This is a genomic window from Christiangramia oceanisediminis, from assembly GCF_022570735.2.
Classification (GTDB): domain Bacteria; phylum Bacteroidota; class Bacteroidia; order Flavobacteriales; family Flavobacteriaceae; genus Christiangramia; species Christiangramia oceanisediminis.
Map to the genome: position 1 here is coordinate 702,377 of NZ_JANCNS010000001.1, position 17,212 is coordinate 719,588.

17 protein-coding genes are annotated in these 17,212 nt (G+C 41.7%); 5 read left to right on the forward strand and 12 right to left on the reverse strand.

All coding sequences use genetic code 11. From position 1 onward, the window contains the following. The first annotated feature begins 1 nt into the window (after position 1). From MKO06_RS03235 to MKO06_RS03245, 3 genes are read left to right on the forward strand one after another with little or no spacing between them, the layout of a single operon-like run. Positions 2 to 799 carry a GLPGLI family protein gene (locus MKO06_RS03235; protein ID WP_241550906.1) on the forward strand — a complete coding sequence of 266 codons (798 nt, stop codon included), beginning with the start codon at positions 2 to 4 and terminating at the stop codon, positions 797 to 799. A 49-nt stretch (positions 800 to 848) separates the two neighbouring features. Then, entirely contained in the window at positions 849 to 3,437 is a 2,589-nt protein-coding gene (locus tag MKO06_RS03240) for a carboxypeptidase-like regulatory domain-containing protein (RefSeq protein WP_241550907.1), read from the forward strand. Positions 3,438 to 3,488: 51 nt separating this feature from the next. After that, positions 3,489 to 3,947 (forward strand): SRPBCC domain-containing protein, encoded by a 459-nt coding sequence (locus tag MKO06_RS03245; protein WP_241550908.1) that lies wholly within the window; start codon positions 3,489 to 3,491, stop codon positions 3,945 to 3,947. Positions 3,948 to 4,067: 120 nt separating this feature from the next. On the opposite strand, the gene groL is transcribed toward MKO06_RS03245, so the two are convergent. The 7 genes from groL to miaB form a co-directional block, all read right to left on the reverse strand. Then, positions 4,068 to 5,708 carry a chaperonin GroEL gene (gene groL, locus MKO06_RS03250; protein WP_241550909.1) on the reverse strand — a complete coding sequence of 547 codons (1,641 nt, stop codon included), beginning with the start codon at positions 5,706 to 5,708 and terminating at the stop codon, positions 4,068 to 4,070. 104 nt (positions 5,709 to 5,812) lie between these two features. Continuing rightward, positions 5,813 to 6,088, reverse strand: a complete 276-nt coding sequence (locus MKO06_RS03255; RefSeq protein WP_241550910.1) for a co-chaperone GroES — start codon at positions 6,086 to 6,088, stop codon at positions 5,813 to 5,815. 153 nt (positions 6,089 to 6,241) lie between these two features. After that, positions 6,242 to 6,583: a preprotein translocase subunit SecG gene (secG, locus tag MKO06_RS03260; protein WP_241550911.1), complete on the reverse strand. Its 342-nt coding sequence runs from the start codon at positions 6,581 to 6,583 to the stop codon at positions 6,242 to 6,244. Between the two features lie 2 nt (positions 6,584 to 6,585). Next, positions 6,586 to 7,458: a hypothetical protein gene (locus MKO06_RS03265; RefSeq protein WP_241550912.1), complete on the reverse strand. Its 873-nt coding sequence runs from the start codon at positions 7,456 to 7,458 to the stop codon at positions 6,586 to 6,588. Next, positions 7,459 to 7,965: an LptE family protein gene (locus tag MKO06_RS03270; RefSeq protein WP_241550913.1), complete on the reverse strand. Its 507-nt coding sequence runs from the start codon at positions 7,963 to 7,965 to the stop codon at positions 7,459 to 7,461. It lies immediately after the preceding gene. Between the two features lie 189 nt (positions 7,966 to 8,154). Next, entirely contained in the window at positions 8,155 to 9,417 is a 1,263-nt protein-coding gene (locus MKO06_RS03275; RefSeq protein WP_241550914.1) for a sigma-54 interaction domain-containing protein, read from the reverse strand. 46 nt (positions 9,418 to 9,463) lie between these two features. Next, a complete protein-coding gene (gene miaB, locus MKO06_RS03280) occupies positions 9,464 to 10,909 on the reverse strand; it encodes a tRNA (N6-isopentenyl adenosine(37)-C2)-methylthiotransferase MiaB (protein WP_241550915.1) in 1,446 nt (481 codons plus the stop codon). A gap of 143 nt (positions 10,910 to 11,052) precedes the next feature. On the opposite strand from miaB, the gene MKO06_RS03285 reads away from it, so the two are divergent. Then, positions 11,053 to 12,279: an LVIVD repeat-containing protein gene (locus MKO06_RS03285; protein WP_241550916.1), complete on the forward strand. Its 1,227-nt coding sequence runs from the start codon at positions 11,053 to 11,055 to the stop codon at positions 12,277 to 12,279. 63 nt (positions 12,280 to 12,342) lie between these two features. Here the strand turns inward: MKO06_RS03285 and MKO06_RS03290 are convergent, their stop codons facing one another. From MKO06_RS03290 to MKO06_RS03310, 5 genes are all read right to left on the reverse strand, one after another. Then, on the reverse strand, positions 12,343 to 13,902 hold the full coding sequence (locus tag MKO06_RS03290; protein WP_241550917.1) for a carboxylesterase/lipase family protein: 1,560 nt from the start codon (positions 13,900 to 13,902) through the stop codon (positions 12,343 to 12,345). A 29-nt stretch (positions 13,903 to 13,931) separates the two neighbouring features. After that, positions 13,932 to 14,228 carry a TIGR03643 family protein gene (locus MKO06_RS03295; RefSeq protein WP_241550918.1) on the reverse strand — a complete coding sequence of 99 codons (297 nt, stop codon included), beginning with the start codon at positions 14,226 to 14,228 and terminating at the stop codon, positions 13,932 to 13,934. Between the two features lie 108 nt (positions 14,229 to 14,336). Beyond that, positions 14,337 to 14,597, reverse strand: coding sequence for a 50S ribosomal protein L27 (rpmA, locus tag MKO06_RS03300; RefSeq protein WP_241550919.1), 261 nt, complete (start codon positions 14,595 to 14,597; stop codon positions 14,337 to 14,339). A 26-nt stretch (positions 14,598 to 14,623) separates the two neighbouring features. Further along, entirely contained in the window at positions 14,624 to 15,130 is a 507-nt protein-coding gene (gene rplU, locus MKO06_RS03305) for a 50S ribosomal protein L21 (RefSeq protein WP_241550920.1), read from the reverse strand. A 113-nt stretch (positions 15,131 to 15,243) separates the two neighbouring features. Continuing rightward, positions 15,244 to 15,708, reverse strand: coding sequence for a DUF4199 domain-containing protein (locus MKO06_RS03310; protein WP_241550921.1), 465 nt, complete (start codon positions 15,706 to 15,708; stop codon positions 15,244 to 15,246). Positions 15,709 to 15,874: 166 nt separating this feature from the next. On the opposite strand from MKO06_RS03310, the gene MKO06_RS03315 reads away from it, so the two are divergent. Further along, on the forward strand, positions 15,875 to 17,200 hold the full coding sequence (locus MKO06_RS03315) for a M16 family metallopeptidase (RefSeq protein WP_241551016.1): 1,326 nt from the start codon (positions 15,875 to 15,877) through the stop codon (positions 17,198 to 17,200). The last annotated feature ends 12 nt before the right edge of the window (positions 17,201 to 17,212 follow it).

Here is a 17,212-nt window from a genome sequence, read left to right on the forward strand (position 1 = left end):
TATGAAAAAAATGATCCTTCTTATCCTCTTTGCTCCCCTCCTTTGCTTTTCTCAGGAAGATCTAAAAGACAGGTTTAATTACCAGGTCATCTATAAACTAAGCTTCCAGTTGGATTCTACCAACATAGACTCAAGAAAATCTGAATACATGAGGCTCTATCTGGGTGATGATTATTCCCAGTATATAAGCCGGGCAAAAACACTGGCAAACAAAGTGGTTGTAAAGGGTAATTCCGGGCATACTGCAAAATCTGCCTTAACCAATTTTCACTACCAGATCGTAAAGAATTATAAGCAGGAGGAACTTTATTATCTGCTTAAAATCCCTAAAACTATTGATCGATTCTACTATCCCCAGGATTCAAATCTATTCGACTGGAGCATTGAAAATGAAACAAAAAAAATTAAGGATTATCAGGTTCAGAAAGCAACAACTTCTTTTGCCGGCAGAGATTATATCGCCTGGTTTACACCAGAAATTCCCATCGCAGACGGGCCTTACAAATTTAATGGCCTGCCGCGGCTAATTCTTGAAATTCATGATACCAAAAATTACTGGAACTTTGAATTTTTTGGATTTAAGAAATTGTCTCCCAGGGAGGACCTGGAAATAGAATTGAATAAATTCAAAAAAATCACCCAGGAAGAGCTGGAAGAACTTTGGTACCGGTATCGCCGTGATCCAATGGGTTATGACCCCAATCCAAACGTAAAAATGGACCCGGAAGTGCATCAAAAGTACATTGAAGCTTTTACCGACATGCTGAAAAAAGAAAACAACCCTCTTGAACTTGACTGATATTAAGCCATTTCGTATTTCTATTTTTTTGCTCCTGATCTTAGTTTCATTGAAAGTTCAATCTCAATCGGTCATTTCAGGAAATGTGAAGGACGAAAACAACAAGAATCTGAACGGGGCCACTCTTATCATTCAAAAGGATAGTCTCTCGGGAATTCTCGCCTACGCAATTTCTGATAAAAATGGAAATTTCAGCCTTCAGGTAAATTCGCCTGCCGATTCCCTGTTTCTAAAGACCTCTTATATGGGATATGCTACCAAAAGACAGGTGATTAAGAATCAGGATCAGCAGGTGGAGGTTATATTGAATTCATCTTCCGAAGAGCTCAAGCAAGTGATCGTAGAAGCCAATATGCTTGAGCAACGAGGTGATACACTTAGTTTTTCGGTAGCAGCCTTTAAAGGCAAGGAAGACCGGGTGATCGCCGATGTACTGAAAAAGATCCCAGGAATCGAGATACTGCCAAGTGGCCAAATTCGGTATAAGGGAGAGCCCATTCAAAAATATTATATCGAAGGCCTGGACCTTCTGGAAGGCAGGTATAACCTCGCCAATGAGAACCTTAATGCCAATGCCGTCTCCAAAGTTGAGATCCTGGAAAACCATCAGCCAATTAAAGTGCTGGATTCGCTTGAATTTTCAGAAAGGGCTTCCCTGAACATCAAACTTAAAAAAGAAGTGACACTCACGGGAACCGCAGAAATTGGCAGCGGTCTCTCCCCTTTTCTCTGGCAGGTCAAACTAACCCCTATGATCTTTACCAAAGAGAGACAGGCACTTATTACTTACCAGAGCAACAATACGGGAAGAGATGTATCCAGGGAGATCAGGGATTTTTCATTTAATCTTTTCTCAAGTGAATTCAGCCTGGACAATAGCGAGATCCTTTCTTTATCTGAATTGACCGAACCTTCTTTTGACACCGAAAGATGGCTGGATAACAATGCCCATTTAGCATCGGTTAATTTCCTGGAAAGACTGGATAATGACCTGGATCTTAAAGCGAATATTTCCTATTTGAACGACAACCAGTTGCAGCAGGGTTCAAACACCACCCGGTTTTTTACTCCAACCGATACCGTTGACCTGCTCGAAGTCACCTCGAACCGCTTCTACACCAATAGCCTTCAGCCTAAATTCACCCTGGAACGCAATACCGACAAAAGATTTCTTAAAAACCAGCTGGAAATGAGGGCCTACTGGGATTCATCCAGGGGTGTGATCTCCAGAACAGATGACAGGATCGAGCAGGATTTGAATTCCCCGTTCAGGGCAATTCGCAATAATTTCCAGCTGTTAAGCCCGGTTGGAAAGCAATTGATAGAATTCAGGTCGGTGATTGGATATTCAGATTCCCGGCAGGAACTGGAGGTTAAGCCGGGACAGTTCGAAGACCTGGTCAACGAAGGAAATACTTATGCGAATAGCAGGCAGCAAGTGAACGAAACTCAATTCTTTGCAGATAATTCAGCAGGTTTCACCAAAGGCCTGGGAAATTTTAGTCTTTCGCCCAAACTGGGAATTCAGTTCAGCAATACCAATCTCGAGTCAGCCCTGGATGGTGGTTTAAACGCCGATAATGACCAGTTTCGAAATGACCTTCAGTACTTCAGCAATAGTCTTTACCTGGAAAATTCCATTCGGTATAAAAGCGATGACGAAAGCTGGAACCTGCGACTGGGCACCGATCTTTCCTATAGAGATCTAAAGGCCGAAATGAGCTACGAAAGAGATAACCAGGAACTTCAGAAACTTGTTTTTGAGCCCCAGTTATTTGTAAGGAAAAAGCTTTCAGCTTTTTGGGAAACCACGCTTTTTGCAGGTCTTAATTACGACTTCGGGAATGTTCAACGCCTGTATAGAGGCTTCATCCTTACTAATTATCGCCGGTTACAAAACTATGATTCTCCCATTTCAGAAAACCAACGCCAGAATTATCGCCTGGGTCTTAATTACAGGAATCCGCTTAAACAGTTCTTCGTAAATGGGTCTTATTCTTATATCCACAATAAATCGAATTTGCTGTATTCGTCTTTCATCACTGAGAATGGTGCAAGTTTGAACCAGGCTTTAGAAACGGACAACTATTCAAGGACACACTCTTATGATCTGGGCCTAAGCCAATATTTTACAAGCCTCCATACCACGCTGAAGTTAAATGGCAATTATCGCCTAACAGATCGGGAACAGCTGCTTAATGAAGCCCTTTCAGAAATTCAGAATAAAAGCTATTCTGCCGGACTTAGTTTAGATTCAGAGATCACCGAATGGCTCAGTGTCAATTACGACGGAACCCTTGCCTTCTTTGACACCTATATCAATGACCAGAAAGTACAACATATCAGGACCGGAAGTCATTTTCTGAAACTATTTTTCTTTCCGGCAGACAACCAGTATCTCAATATTAGCGGAGAGCTCTACGATAACTCGGTTAACCAGAATACCGAGAATTATTTTATGAATCTTAATTATACGTACAATTTTGAAGAATCTGGAATTGACCTCAGCCTGAGCTGGAACAATATTTTGAATACAGATTCCTTCTCGAACGTATATTCGTCTGAGTTTTCCTATGTAGAGTCTACCTATCGCCTGCGGCCGTCACAGGTATTGCTGAGCCTGAAATTTTCCCTGTAAGTATTCTGAAAAAAATTTCAGAACTTGAACTCGCATTAAAACATTTGAAGCATGGACAACCTAGAGATCAATACCGCTTTACAGATTTCCCGATCCCGGGAGGATGTGTTCGAAGCCATCGTGGAACCGGAAAAAATGTCGAATTATTTTATTTCTGAAAGTACCGGAAGAATGGAAACCGGGAAAAAACTGAAATGGCGTTTCCCGGAGTTCAAGGCCTGGTTCGATATTGAGGTTTTAGAGACCAGTAAGCCTGAAAGCATCAGGTACATCTGGGAAGGAGCTGAAGGCAAAGATTTGACCGTTGAAATAAAAATCGAAGAAATTTCGGAAAATAAAAGCCTGGTAAGTATCACCGAAGGTAAAATGAAGAATGATGACGCTGGGATCAAATGGCTGGGTCAGAACACAGCGGGATGGGCCAATTTCCTGGCTTGTTTAAAGGCCTATTTAGAATATGACATCAACCTCAGGAAAGGTGGTTTCGATTTTATGAAGGAGCAGGCATAAAGTTCATTCAGCCATAAAAAAAGAAAAACCTGCTTCCAGAAAGAAGCAGGTTTTTTTATCTAATGGGTCAGATCTAAAATCTTAAATCTAAGGTCTCAAATCTAACATCTGGAATCTATCTTACATCATTCCTGGCATTCCGCCGCCCATTCCTTGTGGCATTCCACCACCTCCGGCGTTCTCTTCTGGGATATCCATTAAAGCACACTCGGTAGTAAGGATCATTCCGGCAACTGAAGCTGCGTTCTCAAGAGCAACCCTGGTCACTTTCTTAGGATCGATGATACCAGCCTTCATCATATCTACATACTGATCTGTCTTCGCATCGTATCCAAAGTCTTTCTTACCTTCAAGAACCTTGTTGATCACCACAGAACCTTCTCCTCCGGCATTTTCCACGATGGTTCTCAATGGAGCTTCAATAGCTCTGGCAACGATCTGAACACCGGTAGACTCATCGTCATTTTCGGCCTTGATCTTGGCAAGAACGGCTTTAGCTCTTACAAGTGCTACACCACCACCGGCAACGATACCTTCTTCCACAGCAGCTCTGGTAGCGTGAAGCGCATCATCTACACGGTCTTTCTTCTCTTTCATCTCAACTTCTGAAGCAGCACCTACGTATAGTACGGCAACTCCTCCTGCAAGCTTGGCAAGACGCTCCTGAAGTTTTTCCTTATCGTAATCTGAAGTGGTAGACTCGATCTGAGCTTTTATCTGGTTCACACGGTTTTCGATCTCGGCATTGTCTCCAGCACCATTTACGATCGTAGTGTTATCCTTATCGATCGCAACTTTTTCTGCAGTACCTAACATATCGATAGTCGCGTTCTCAAGAGTGAATCCTCTTTCTTCAGAGATCACAGTTCCACCGGTTAGGATAGCGATATCTTCTAACATTGCTTTTCTACGGTCACCAAAACCTGGAGCTTTAACAGCAGCGATCTTAAGCGATCCACGAAGTTTGTTAACTACAAGAGTAGCAAGAGCCTCCCCGTCTACATCTTCAGCAATGATCAATAGTGGTTTTCCAGACTGAGCTACTGGCTCCAGTACTGGAAGCAGGTCTTTCATTGAAGATATCTTCTTATCGAAAAGAAGGATGTATGGATCTTCAAGATCTGCAGTCATTTTTTCTGAATTGGTCACAAAGTATGGAGAAAGGTAACCTCTGTCAAACTGCATACCTTCAACCACGTCTACATGAGTTTCAGTCCCTTTAGCCTCTTCTACAGTGATCACACCTTCTTTTCCAACTTTTTCGAAAGCCTGGGCGATCAGGTCACCGATCTTATCATCATTGTTAGCCGAAATTGCAGCTACCTGCTTGATCTTTTCGGTAGAATCTCCAACCTCTTTAGTTTGCTTGGCAAGGTCTGCGGTTAGAGCTTCAACTGCCTTATCGATACCTCTTTTAAGGTCCATTGGGTTAGCACCTGCAGCTACGTTCTTTAATCCTTCCTGAACGATTGCCTGGGCAAGTACGGTAGCAGTAGTTGTACCATCACCAGCAAGATCGTTGGTTTTAGAAGCAACTTCCTTTACCATTTGAGCTCCCATATTCTCAAGAGCGTCTTCCAGTTCAATCTCTTTTGCAACGGTTACACCATCTTTGGTTACAGTTGGTGCACCAAATGATTTACTGATGATCACGTTACGACCTTTTGGTCCTAAAGTTACTTTTACGGCGTTAGCCAATGCATCTACTCCACGTTTGATCCCGTTACGGGCCTGGATATCGAATTTTATATCTTTTGCCATTTTATTAAATTTTAATTTTCAGTGTTATTTAACCTGAAAATATATGGTTAATTAATTATTATTGATTTTTTCCTGCGGCTGCAGGTGAGTTATTGAAGTGAAACTTATACTATAGCAAGTATATCATCTTCCCGCATGATCAGGTAATCTGTACCTTCCAGTTTAAGCTCGGTTCCGGCGTATTTTCCGTAAAGCACCATATCACCTTCCTTAACGGTCATTTTATGGTCTTTGGTTCCGGCACCAACGGCTACTACCTTTCCTCTCTGTGGTTTCTCCTTTGCAGTATCAGGAATGATAATACCAGAAGCAGTTTTGTTCTCTGCAGCTACAGGCTCAATAACAACCCTGTCTGAAAGCGGTTTAATGTTTAGTCCCATTTTTTATAAAATTTTATTTAGGTTAATTAATTTTTTAAAGTCGGTTAGGGATATTTCTAAAATTATGCCAGCCCTATTTTTCTGCCAGCTACCAATAAAAAATGCCAGCTTGTCAGAAGCTGGCATTTTTAAATTGTAATGTTTTCTTAAAACCTACTGAGCACTGTCAGTATCAACAGGTTGCTGAGCTGGAGTTTGAGTGGCTGGCACTTCAGTGTTCACCGGTTCATCACTTTCAAATACCCTGGTTCCCGCAGAAGGGGCATCCATGATAGTAACATTAGAAAGAAGGATCAAAACCAACAAAAGCGTTGCAAGAGTCCAGGTAGATTTGTCAAGAAAATCGGTTGTTTTCTTAACTCCTCCCATTTGCTGACCTCCGCCACCAAAAGAAGAAGAAAGCCCTCCACCTTTAGGATTCTGTACCATGATCACAACTACCAGCAAAAATGCCACGATAATTATTAAAGCTAAAAAAATAGTGAATGTGCTCATTCTTATTCGTTATTAGTGTCTTGTAATTTCTCTATTGCCCGAATTTGGTCTGCAAAGAAACCACTTTTTTCGGGATTTTTCAAAATTAATATTTTATATGCCTGTATGGCCTTTTTATAGTTCTTTTGTTCCAGGTAAACCTTCGCCAGGGTTTCGGTCATCAGGGATTCCTGGGAAGAAATGCTCTGCTCTGCAAGGTTGCCTTTGCGGGTGGTTTCTCCTGGTTTGATCTTCGGGTTCTTGGAAATAAATTCTTCGATCAGTTCAAATTTACGCAGCCTGGATTCGTTAGATTCATCATACTTCTTTTCTTCTCTCTCTATAGGTTGTGCCGAGGTGAGCTTTAACCATTCTGAAAAGGAATGCGCTTCCTTATTATTAAACTCAAGTGGTTTCCCAATTCCCAGGCTATCTTCAGAAGCTGTTTTTGTTTCCTTTTCTGAAGCAACATCCTCTGGCCTTTCAACCCGCTCGAACAAGGCAGGATCCATGACCCTATCAGACTCCCATTGCTTCATCCGAATTGCCTCGTTGATATCGATACTGGCATTCCCGTGAACCACTTCAGGCTCATAGACCGTAATATCCATGACCTTTACTTCCTGCTCTTTGATCTGCTGAGCGATCTGGTTTTGATTAAATTCCCGGGAAGTGATAAATTCAAAAAGAATGCTTCGGTCTGTGGTATAGGCCGCGGTTTTCTTTAAAGCCGAATTATAACTGAATTCCTGAAATTCCTTCAAACCTTTTAACCTAACCGCTCTCAATGCCTGAAAATATGGAGCTTTAACCAGTATCTTTTCGATCTCCCTGGTTTGCTCGGCAGTGATCTCTGCCGGATTCTCAAGCAAATATGTAAGCGTTTGTAAATCCATTTACCAGTCGGTTAAGGCTGCATTAAAAATATCCTGAGTTAGCCTGGTATAAATTTCATCCAGGGCTGTTTCCAGAGCTGCGCCCACAAGTTGGGTTTGAGCCGGATAATCATAAAAGAACGAAAAGCGTCTTTCAAAATCCTTTTCAGGTTCCAGCACATTGTAATATCGCACATTCACCGCGATGGTCAACCGGTTTTGTGCGGCGGTATTTTGCGAGGTAGCAGACATTGGAGAAATATAATATTCAACGATCTCACCTTCAAAGATCAGGTCTCCATTAGTATTCACCAGGCTCAAGGAGGTCTGGTTCTGTATAAGGTCCTGCAAAGAAATGGTAAAGGCACGATCTATACCAGGCTCAACCAGGTCGGCATTATTCTGAAAGAAGTTCACCTGGAAGGTTTCGGCGTTCCCGGTATCGGCTCCGGTAAAAGAATATATTCCACACGACTGCAAGGTTGAAATGAGTAGGATGGAGCAAAAAATTAATAGAAGTTTCTTCATGTTAAAAAGCTGTAAGCTTTAAGTGTTTAACGATAAGCGGTTCAAAACATTATAATCTACCTGAGCTAATTAGCGCTTATCACCGAATGCTTATTTTAAATGCTCTAAGCTTTAAGTACTAAGCCATAAGCGGCTCAAAATACTGAATTTGACCTAATCTGCTTAGCGCTTAAGACTGATTGCTTATTGCTATAAATTATACTGTTTGATCTTTCGGTACAGGGTTCGTTCGCTAATTCCCAACTCTTCGGCTGCAGCTTTTCGTTTCCCGTTGTGTCGTTCCAGCGATTTTTTGATCAGCTCCAGTTCCTTGTCCTGCAGGGAAAGCGTTTCTTCCTCCTCGATCTCTTCCGCAAAATAATATTTATCTTTTTCTTCCTGTTTCTGAGGCGCATTTTGCTGCGGAATTTGAAGTACTTCCAGCTTTTCCTCGTCAATATCGGCTTCATCGATATCATCACCACTGTTCCCGTATATTTTCTGGATCAAACTCTCATTTTCATCCTGTACCTGTTTGGAATCACCTTCCTGCATCAGTTTAAGAGTAAGCTTTTTAAGGTCGTTCAGGTCGCTCTTCATATCAAACAGCACCTTATAAAGGATCTCGCGTTCATTGCTGAAATCGCTTTCCTTTTTTCCTTCTGAAATGACCGCCGGCAAGTTGCTGCCCACATCGGGAAGATATTGTCTTAGTTCATCTGCACTGATACTTCGGTCCTGCTCAAGAACAGAAATTTGCTCCGCAATATTCCGAAGCTGACGAATATTCCCGCCCCATCTATATTTCAGCAATAATTCTACGGCTTCATCTTCCAGTTTGATGGTTGGCATTTTATACTTCATCCCGAAGTCTGAAGCGAACTTCCTGAACAATAAATGTATGTCTCCCTTTCGTTCCCGCAACGGAGGCAGATTGATCTCTACTGTACTCAACCTGTAATAAAGATCTTCACGAAATTTCTCCTTTTTGATTGACTCAAACATATTGATGTTGGTCGCCGCTACGATACGAACATTGGTTTTCTGAACCTTGGAAGATCCAACCTTTATGAATTCACCATTCTCGAGCACTCTTAAAAGCCGAACCTGGGTTGGAAGGGGAAGTTCTCCCACCTCATCCAGGAAAATAGTTCCACCATCGGCCACCTCAAAATAACCGCTTCGGGTTTGGGTCGCTCCGGTAAAGGCTCCCTTTTCATGACCAAAAAGTTCACTATCTATGGTACCTTCAGGAATTGCACCACAGTTTACAGCAATATACTTTCCATGCTTTCTATGGGACAGTGCATGAATGATCTTGGGCACGCTTTCTTTCCCAACCCCGCTTTCACCTGTCACCAGCACCGAAATATCCGTTGGTGCTACCTGAATGGCTTTTTCGATGGCGCGGTTCAGTTTTGGGTCATCTCCAATAATCCCGAAACGCTGTTTTATTGCCTGGACTGATTCCATTTATAGTATTCAGTAATTAGTATTGAGTATTAAGATCTAACACCTATTAATTATTATCGCTATAGCCTACTGGCGTACCAATTAGGGTTGCACTGGTGCAGTCTTCGACCTTCACATTAACAAAATCTCCTACCTTGTAATTTTCCTTCGGAAATACCACCACGGTGTTTTGAGAATTTCGCCCGCTCCAGTGAGCATCCGATTTTTTAGATTCCTTTTCGATCAAAACCTCAACGGTTTTTCCAAGGAACTTTTCGGTATTATACCTGCTGTGTTTTTGTTGCAGGTCCACGATCTCCTGCAGTCTTCTTTTCTTGTCAGCCTCAGGCACGTCATCTTCGAACTTTCTGGCAGCCATGGTACCCGGTCTTTCAGAATAGGCAAACATAAAACCGAAATCGTATTTCACGTATTCCATCAGGGATAAAGTATCCTTGTGATCTTCTTCAGTCTCTGTTGGAAAACCGGTGATGATATCGTGAGAAATTCCGCAATCGGGGATCAACTTTTTGATATTATCGATCAGCTCGAAATATTCTTCACGGGTATGTAAACGATTCATCTTCTGAAGGATCCTGTCACTCCCACTCTGCACCGGAAGGTGTATATAATTACAAATATTAGGATATTTTGCCATCGCCTCGATCACATCCATCGTCATATCCTGAGGATTGGAGGTCGAAAACCGAATTCTCATTTTCGGCTGGGCTTCGGCTACCAGTTTAAGCAAACCGGCAAAATTAGTCGCCGTAGCCTTTTGCATTTCGGTTGCGTTCTTGAAATCCTTTTTCAGCCCGCCGCCATACCACAGGTAACTATCCACATTCTGTCCAAGAAGGGTGATCTCCTTATAGCCTTTTGCCGCCAGGTCGTTCACTTCTTCCACGATGCTCTGCGGATCACGGCTGCGTTCCCTTCCGCGGGTAAAAGGTACCACGCAAAACGTACACATATTATCGCAACCCCTGGTTATGGAAACAAAAGCCGAAACGCCATTGGATTGTAACCTAACCGGTGAAATATCACCGTAAGTTTCTTCCTTGCTTAGGATGACGTTCATCGCATTCCTGCCTTCTTCCACCTCGTTGATAAGGTTGGGAAGATCTTTATAGGCATCTGGCCCCACAACGAGGTCCACGATCTTTTCTTCTTCGAGGAATTTACTTTTCAAACGCTCGGCCATACAGCCAAGCACACCTACCTTCATTCCAGGGTTGATCCTTTTTACCGCGTTGTATTTCTCAAGGCGTTTACGAACCGTTTGTTCGGCTTTTTCCCTGATGGAACAGGTATTTACCAGAACAAGATCGGCCTCCTCAAGGTTTTGAGTGGTATTAAAGCCCTCTTTTGAAAGTATGGAAGCAACGATCTCTGAATCGCTAAAGTTCATCTGGCAGCCATAACTTTCAATAAAAAGCTTGCGGCCATTCTCCTTTTTTGGCTCCAATACTAAAGAGTTACCCTGTTTCGTTTCGTCTATTATCTTCTCCATATTTCTATTCGAACCTTACGGTTTTTAGATTGGCAAAGATAGGGTTAAACTAAGTTCTGACAAAGTGACAGAAAAAAATTTATCACCCGCACGCAACCATTTCATTTACATCGCATCTTTAAAACAACTAACCAGTTAGAATCATGAAAAATCTGTATCTAATAACTGCCGTTTTAAGCCTCCTTTTTTTTACTTCCTGTGAAGAGGAAGATAACGAAGACCTTTACCAGGTAGCCATTCCGGTCACACAAAGCATAGCCGACTTCAGAGCTTCTGTCGCTATTGAAGAACCCAGGAACATTGGAGAATCGGGCAAAATTTACGCCTGGAACGACTTCATATTTATTAATGAAAAAAATAAAGGGGTTCATATTATAGACAATTCCGATCCCTTTAATCCTCAAAATATTCAGTTCTTAAAGATTCCCCGAAACATGGATATTGCCATAAGGAATAACAGGCTTTATGCCGACAGCGGGATGGACCTCGTGGTCTTTGACATTAGCGACTTTACTAATATCACCGAAACCACCCGAATTGAAGATGTTTTTCCAAATTACCACTGGGCAGCTCCAGCAGGAGCACGTTATGTAGATTTTGAAAATTTCGATTCATCTTCTGAAGTTATCGTGGGCTACATCATGGAAACCAGGAAGATCGAACAGGTGATGATACAGGAGTCCTGGTTCGATACAGCCAATGCTGCTGAAGGCGGAAGTACAGGTGTTGGAGGAAGTATGGCGAGATTCAGTATCAGGAACGATTACCTGTATGTTGCAGACCAGCAAAACCTTTCAGCCTTTGATATCTCCAGTCCGGGCAATCCTAACCTGGTAAGCCAGGAATATGCCGGCTGGGATATCGAAACCATCTTTAATTACGAGGACTACTTATATCTTGGCAGTAGCACCGGGATGTATATTTACTCTATTGAAGAGCCAACTACACCAAAACAGGTTTCATTTTTAAGGCATGTACAGGGCTGCGATCCAGTGGTGGTTAAAGACAATTATGCTTATGTGACCATAAGAGGTGGTAATGCCTGCGGCCAGAACTTCAATCAACTGGACGTGGTTGATATTTCAGACAAGCAAAATCCGTTCATCGAAGCCACCTATGAAATGAACAACCCATACGGGCTTGGTGTTAAGGATGACTGGTTATTCGTTTGTGATGGCAACGCCGGATTAAAAGTTTTCGATATTCAAGAAACCCCCGACCTAAGGTTAATAGATCAATTCAGCAACATTAACACCTACGATGTTATCCCTCTTGAGGATAAGCTGCTTATGGTCGGGGATAATACACTCACCCAGTATTCGTATAAGGGCGGTGAGATTAATTTGATAAGTTCATTTAATCTGAACTAAAAAAGTCTTTATTTTAAATTGTTTGATTAGAAAAATTTCCCCGACTAGCCCCGGGGATTTTTTTTAATCGTTTCCGTAATACTGGTCGTGGAATCTATATCTATTTTCGTTATCCGGTTTTATAACCTGAAATTTCTCGTCCATGACCATTACAGAATTTGTTTGTTTTTCCTTTAGGGAAGGCCAGTATTCCAGACCTTCGGAATTTGGATTCCCGGTTTTTATAAAGTTTACCAGGTATTGCTGAATAGTATTCGATATTTTGAAATCCTTTTCCTTTAAAAACGGAAAGTACTCCTTTGAAAGATTTCCCAGGAAATATTCAATTTCTGAAGCATGAGCAGCTCCAGAAGGCTTATATTCTGAAGCAGGATCTGCAGGTCTAATCCTGGAAAAGAGATACCGGTAAACCGGATTTTCAGAATTAGTGCTATGCAACTCGGCCCACTTCCAGGTACTGTAGGAAATAAATCTATCTGAAGCCAGGTTGGTAGCCGCCTCTTTCACCTTAGCTTCGGTTTGTACTGGATAAAGGTCCAGAACCCGTTCGCGATCTTCAGGATAGGCTTCACCAACTTTGTTTCTGAAATTTTCCAGGGAAAAATCATTGCCCTGCAAAAAAGCTTCAGGAGACATTTCAGCTGAGTTCCATCCAACCAGTAAAGGGATCTGCGCCTGCTCTCCCTCCTTAAATATTTCCGGAAGGCTTTTCGGCAAAAAGTGATTGTCGATCACTACGGGAAATCCAAACCTGCCTGAAGTATTATAAATTTTAAAGATGGAATCGGTTGGTAATTTTCTGAATTCCTCAAAAGTATATCCGGATTTTTCAACCACTTCCTCCCCGATCTTCTCGGCTTCAGATAGCGGAACTGGTGGAAGCGTAGGTTTAATCATGCCGCCGCTTTCACCAATCGCTCCGCTTAAAAGTTCCCTTGACAGCGGAGATGCCATTTGGGCGCTCACCGATATGGAACCAGCCGACTCCCCAGCTATAGTGATCTTTGAAGGATCTCCTCCAAACCCGCTGATATTTTCGGCTACCCATCTTAAGGCGGCATTCTGGTCCAGCAAACCGTAATTCCCGGAGGCTGCGTAATCGCTCTCGGCTGATAACTGGGGATGGGCGAAAAAACCAAAAATATTAAGCCTGTAATTTACAGTAATGACCACTATCCCCTGCTGGGCCAGCGAAGCACCATCATATCTTGGTTCAGAACCATCTCCGGCCACGAATCCGCCACCATAGAAATAGACTAGGACAGGCAGTTTCTTATTCGGCTGGGTTTCGGGCGTCCAGATATTCAGGTAAAGACAATCTTCACTAAATCCATCTCCACGATACACCATATCACCAAAAACATTGGTCTGAACTGCAGCTGGAGCAAAACTTTTGGTTTCCCTTACTCCCTTCCATGAAGCAGGTGTTTGCGGCGCCTTCCATCTAAGATTACCCACCGGTGGCTGTGCAAATGGAATTCCTTTAAAGATATCCAGGTTGAGTTGCGCATCTTTTTCGCCCTGAACAATTCCGTATTTAGTTTGCACCTCGACCGTTCCCTGGTAAAAACCAGTGCAGATAACAAATAAAACAGCAATAAATAGTAGAAATTTAAGTCTCATGATTATTTAATTATCCATTAAATATAAGACTAGTATTTCTTTTTGGAGATTCGGTTTCCGGTGATCTGTCGCTGACTCTTACTTTTGAATCGATTTACAGAATCGTCCCTAAGCTTTTCATGCTTTGTCTTTCTTCCCTGCACTCTTGCCCGCCACTTACGCCAGTTTCGGGGATGCATCTGCTCTTTCATGAATTTGATCACCTCTTTTTCTGTAAGTCCAAACTGGTATTCGATGGCTTCAAAGGTGGTTCGATCTTCCCATGCCATGGAGATGATACGGTCTATCTCCCTTTCACTAAAATCATATTCAGTAGCTACGCTCATTTTTGTTTAGTTATTTAGATATAAAATTAAACATTTTTAAGCAAAGCATGAAAAAACCCTTTCCCGGATAACCTGGAAAGGGGTCTTGAACTATTTATCTTGTTCTAATTAAGCCTGGTATGGCTCAATAGAAACATAAGACTTATCGTCTTTTTTCTTAGTGAATTTTACAACACCATCTATCCTGGCGTGTAACGTATGGTCTTTACCAGCATACACATTATCACCTGGGTGATGAGTGAAGCCACGTTGTCTTACCAGAATGTTACCAGCTGTAGCAGCCTGTCCACCAAAGATCTTCACCCCTAGTCGTTTCGATTCTGATTCTCTACCGTTCTTGGAACTACCAACTCCTTTTTTGTGTGCCATTTTATTTCGTTTTTAGTAGTTTAAAATTAACTTAAAGCAGCGATCAATTCTGCCTTCTTCATAGAAGAGTAACCTTCAAGACCTCTTTCCTTAGCCATTTCCTTAAGCTCGGCAACGGTGTGCTGACTTAGGTCTTCAGACTTTTTATCGGTTTTAGTCTCTTTCTTAGGCTCTTCTTTTTTAGGAGTTTCTTTCTTAGCAGTAGTTGCTTTTTTCCCTCCTTTAAGATCGATACCTTCGATAAGGATCTCGGTTAAAGACTGACGGTGACCATTCTTAACACGGTAACCTTTACGTCTTTTCTTTTTGAAAACGATCACTTTATCACCTTTAAGATGACGGGTAATCTTTGCTCCTACCAGAGCTCCATCTATAGCCGGGGCGCCAACGGTTACATTGTCTCCATCTGCAGTAAGTAGAACTTTATCGAAAGAAATGCTATCTCCTTCTTTTCCATCCAGACGGTGAACAAAAACCTTTTGGTCTTTTGCAACTTTAAACTGCTGCCCTGCTATCTCTACAATTGCGTACATAGCGTATAATTAATTAATTTTCACACGATTAAAACTCACGTTTTCACGCAAGCGGGTGCAAATATAATCCTAATTAATTAATTCACAAAGGTTTTTTATTTTTTGATCTGATTTTAAAAGGTATGCTTTTTAGCTTCCTTGGTGTTCCAGGAATCCTTGAATAGCTGCATATAAGCAAGGGCAAGAACAACACTTGTAGAGATTCCCATCATGGCGATTGTGAAAAGTACGATCCCAATATTGGTGTTATAGAAGGTTGCCCACATATTGATCATCTGGTCTAAAAAGCCGGGATTAAATTCCGTAGCATATAAACCGAAGAATATCACGAAAATTACTGTTGCATTGATTCCGGTTATAAAGATCATGGAAAAACCTTTCTGATATTTGAACTTATTCCCCTTATCTTTTCTGTAGGCCTGAAGCGCAAACCATAAACCTACAGCCATAATTACCCCGTTAAAGATACTATATACAGGATTTACGTGTAAACCAAACACTGAAAGGAGTAAGAAAAAAGCAATAAGTAAAACGGCTATAATGATTCCATATAAGATCGGAATTTTTAAGTTCTTCATAGAGTTGCAAGTTTTAAAGGTAAATTTCTTAAAAATGAACCTCTTTTTGCCTTAATAGCTTGTTAATTTTAACACATTTGCACTTTTTAAACATTTACTCGCCTGAAACTGTAACTTTTTTAGGCTTAACATTACCTATTCAAAAGGAATGAAAACTAAACTAAAAATGATGAACAAACTCAAACTGATTGCCTTTATTTTCTTTATTGGCACCACAGGTTTTGCTCAGGAAGTAGAATTTACTGAATACGACCTGGACAATGGCCTGCATGTGATCCTGCATCAGGATAACACAGCACCGGTTGTAACTGTTGGCGTTATGTACCATGTAGGATCTAAAGACGAGGCACCCGGAAGAACCGGCTTCGCACATTTCTTCGAACACCTTTTATTTGAAGGCACCAAGAATATCGAGCGAGGCGAATGGTTCAACATCGTTGCCGCTAACGGTGGTAGCAATAATGCGAACACCACTGAAGACCGTACCTACTATTACGAAACTTTCCCATCTAACAATCTTGAACTGGGACTTTGGATGGAATCTGAACGTATGCTACACCCCGTGATCAATCAGATTGGAGTGGACACCCAGAACGAAGTAGTAAAAGAAGAAAAGCGAACTCGTGTGGATAACGCGCCTTATGGCAAGATCATTTACAACACTGGCATCGTGCCTTATATGTTCAAAAAACATCCGTACCAGAACTCGGTCATCGGGACCATGGAAGATCTCGATGCAGCCAAACTGGATGAATTCGAAGCCTTTTTTGAAAAATATTACAAACCGAACAATGCGACACTTGTAGTAGCCGGTGACCTGGATATCGCTAAAACCAAAAAAATGATCAAGGATTATTTTGGACCAATACCATCCGGGCCAGAAGTAGAGAGAGTGGATATTGAAGAAGAACCAATAACCGAAACCATCGTTGCAACCGAATATGACAGCAATATTCAAATACCCGCAAAGATCTTTGTTTACAGGACTCCTTCAATGAAAGAACGGGATGCATATGTTCTAAGTATGATCTCTTCGATTCTTACCGACGGTAAAAGTTCGAGGATGTATAAGAAAATGGTAGACGAGGAAAAAGAAGCTATCCAGGTTCTTGCCTTCCCAAGAAGTATGGAAGATTACGGACTTTACCTGATGGGAGCCCTTGCAATGGGAGATACATCTCTAGACACTCTGGCCAGTTCAATGGATGAAGAAATCGAAAGACTTAAGACGGAATTGATCTCAGAAAAAGAATACCAGAAACTTCAAAACAAATTCGAAAACCGGTTCGTGAACTCCAACAGCAGCATCCAGGGCATTGCTTCTTCCCTTGCCACCTATCATATGCTTTACGGGGATACAGACCTTATTAATGAAGAGATAGAAATCTACAGGGATATCACAAGAGAGGACATCAAGGAAGTTGCGAATAAATATCTCAACGAAAACCAGAGACTAGAACTGGAATATCTTCCACAAACTGATAGCCAATAATCATAAAATTTA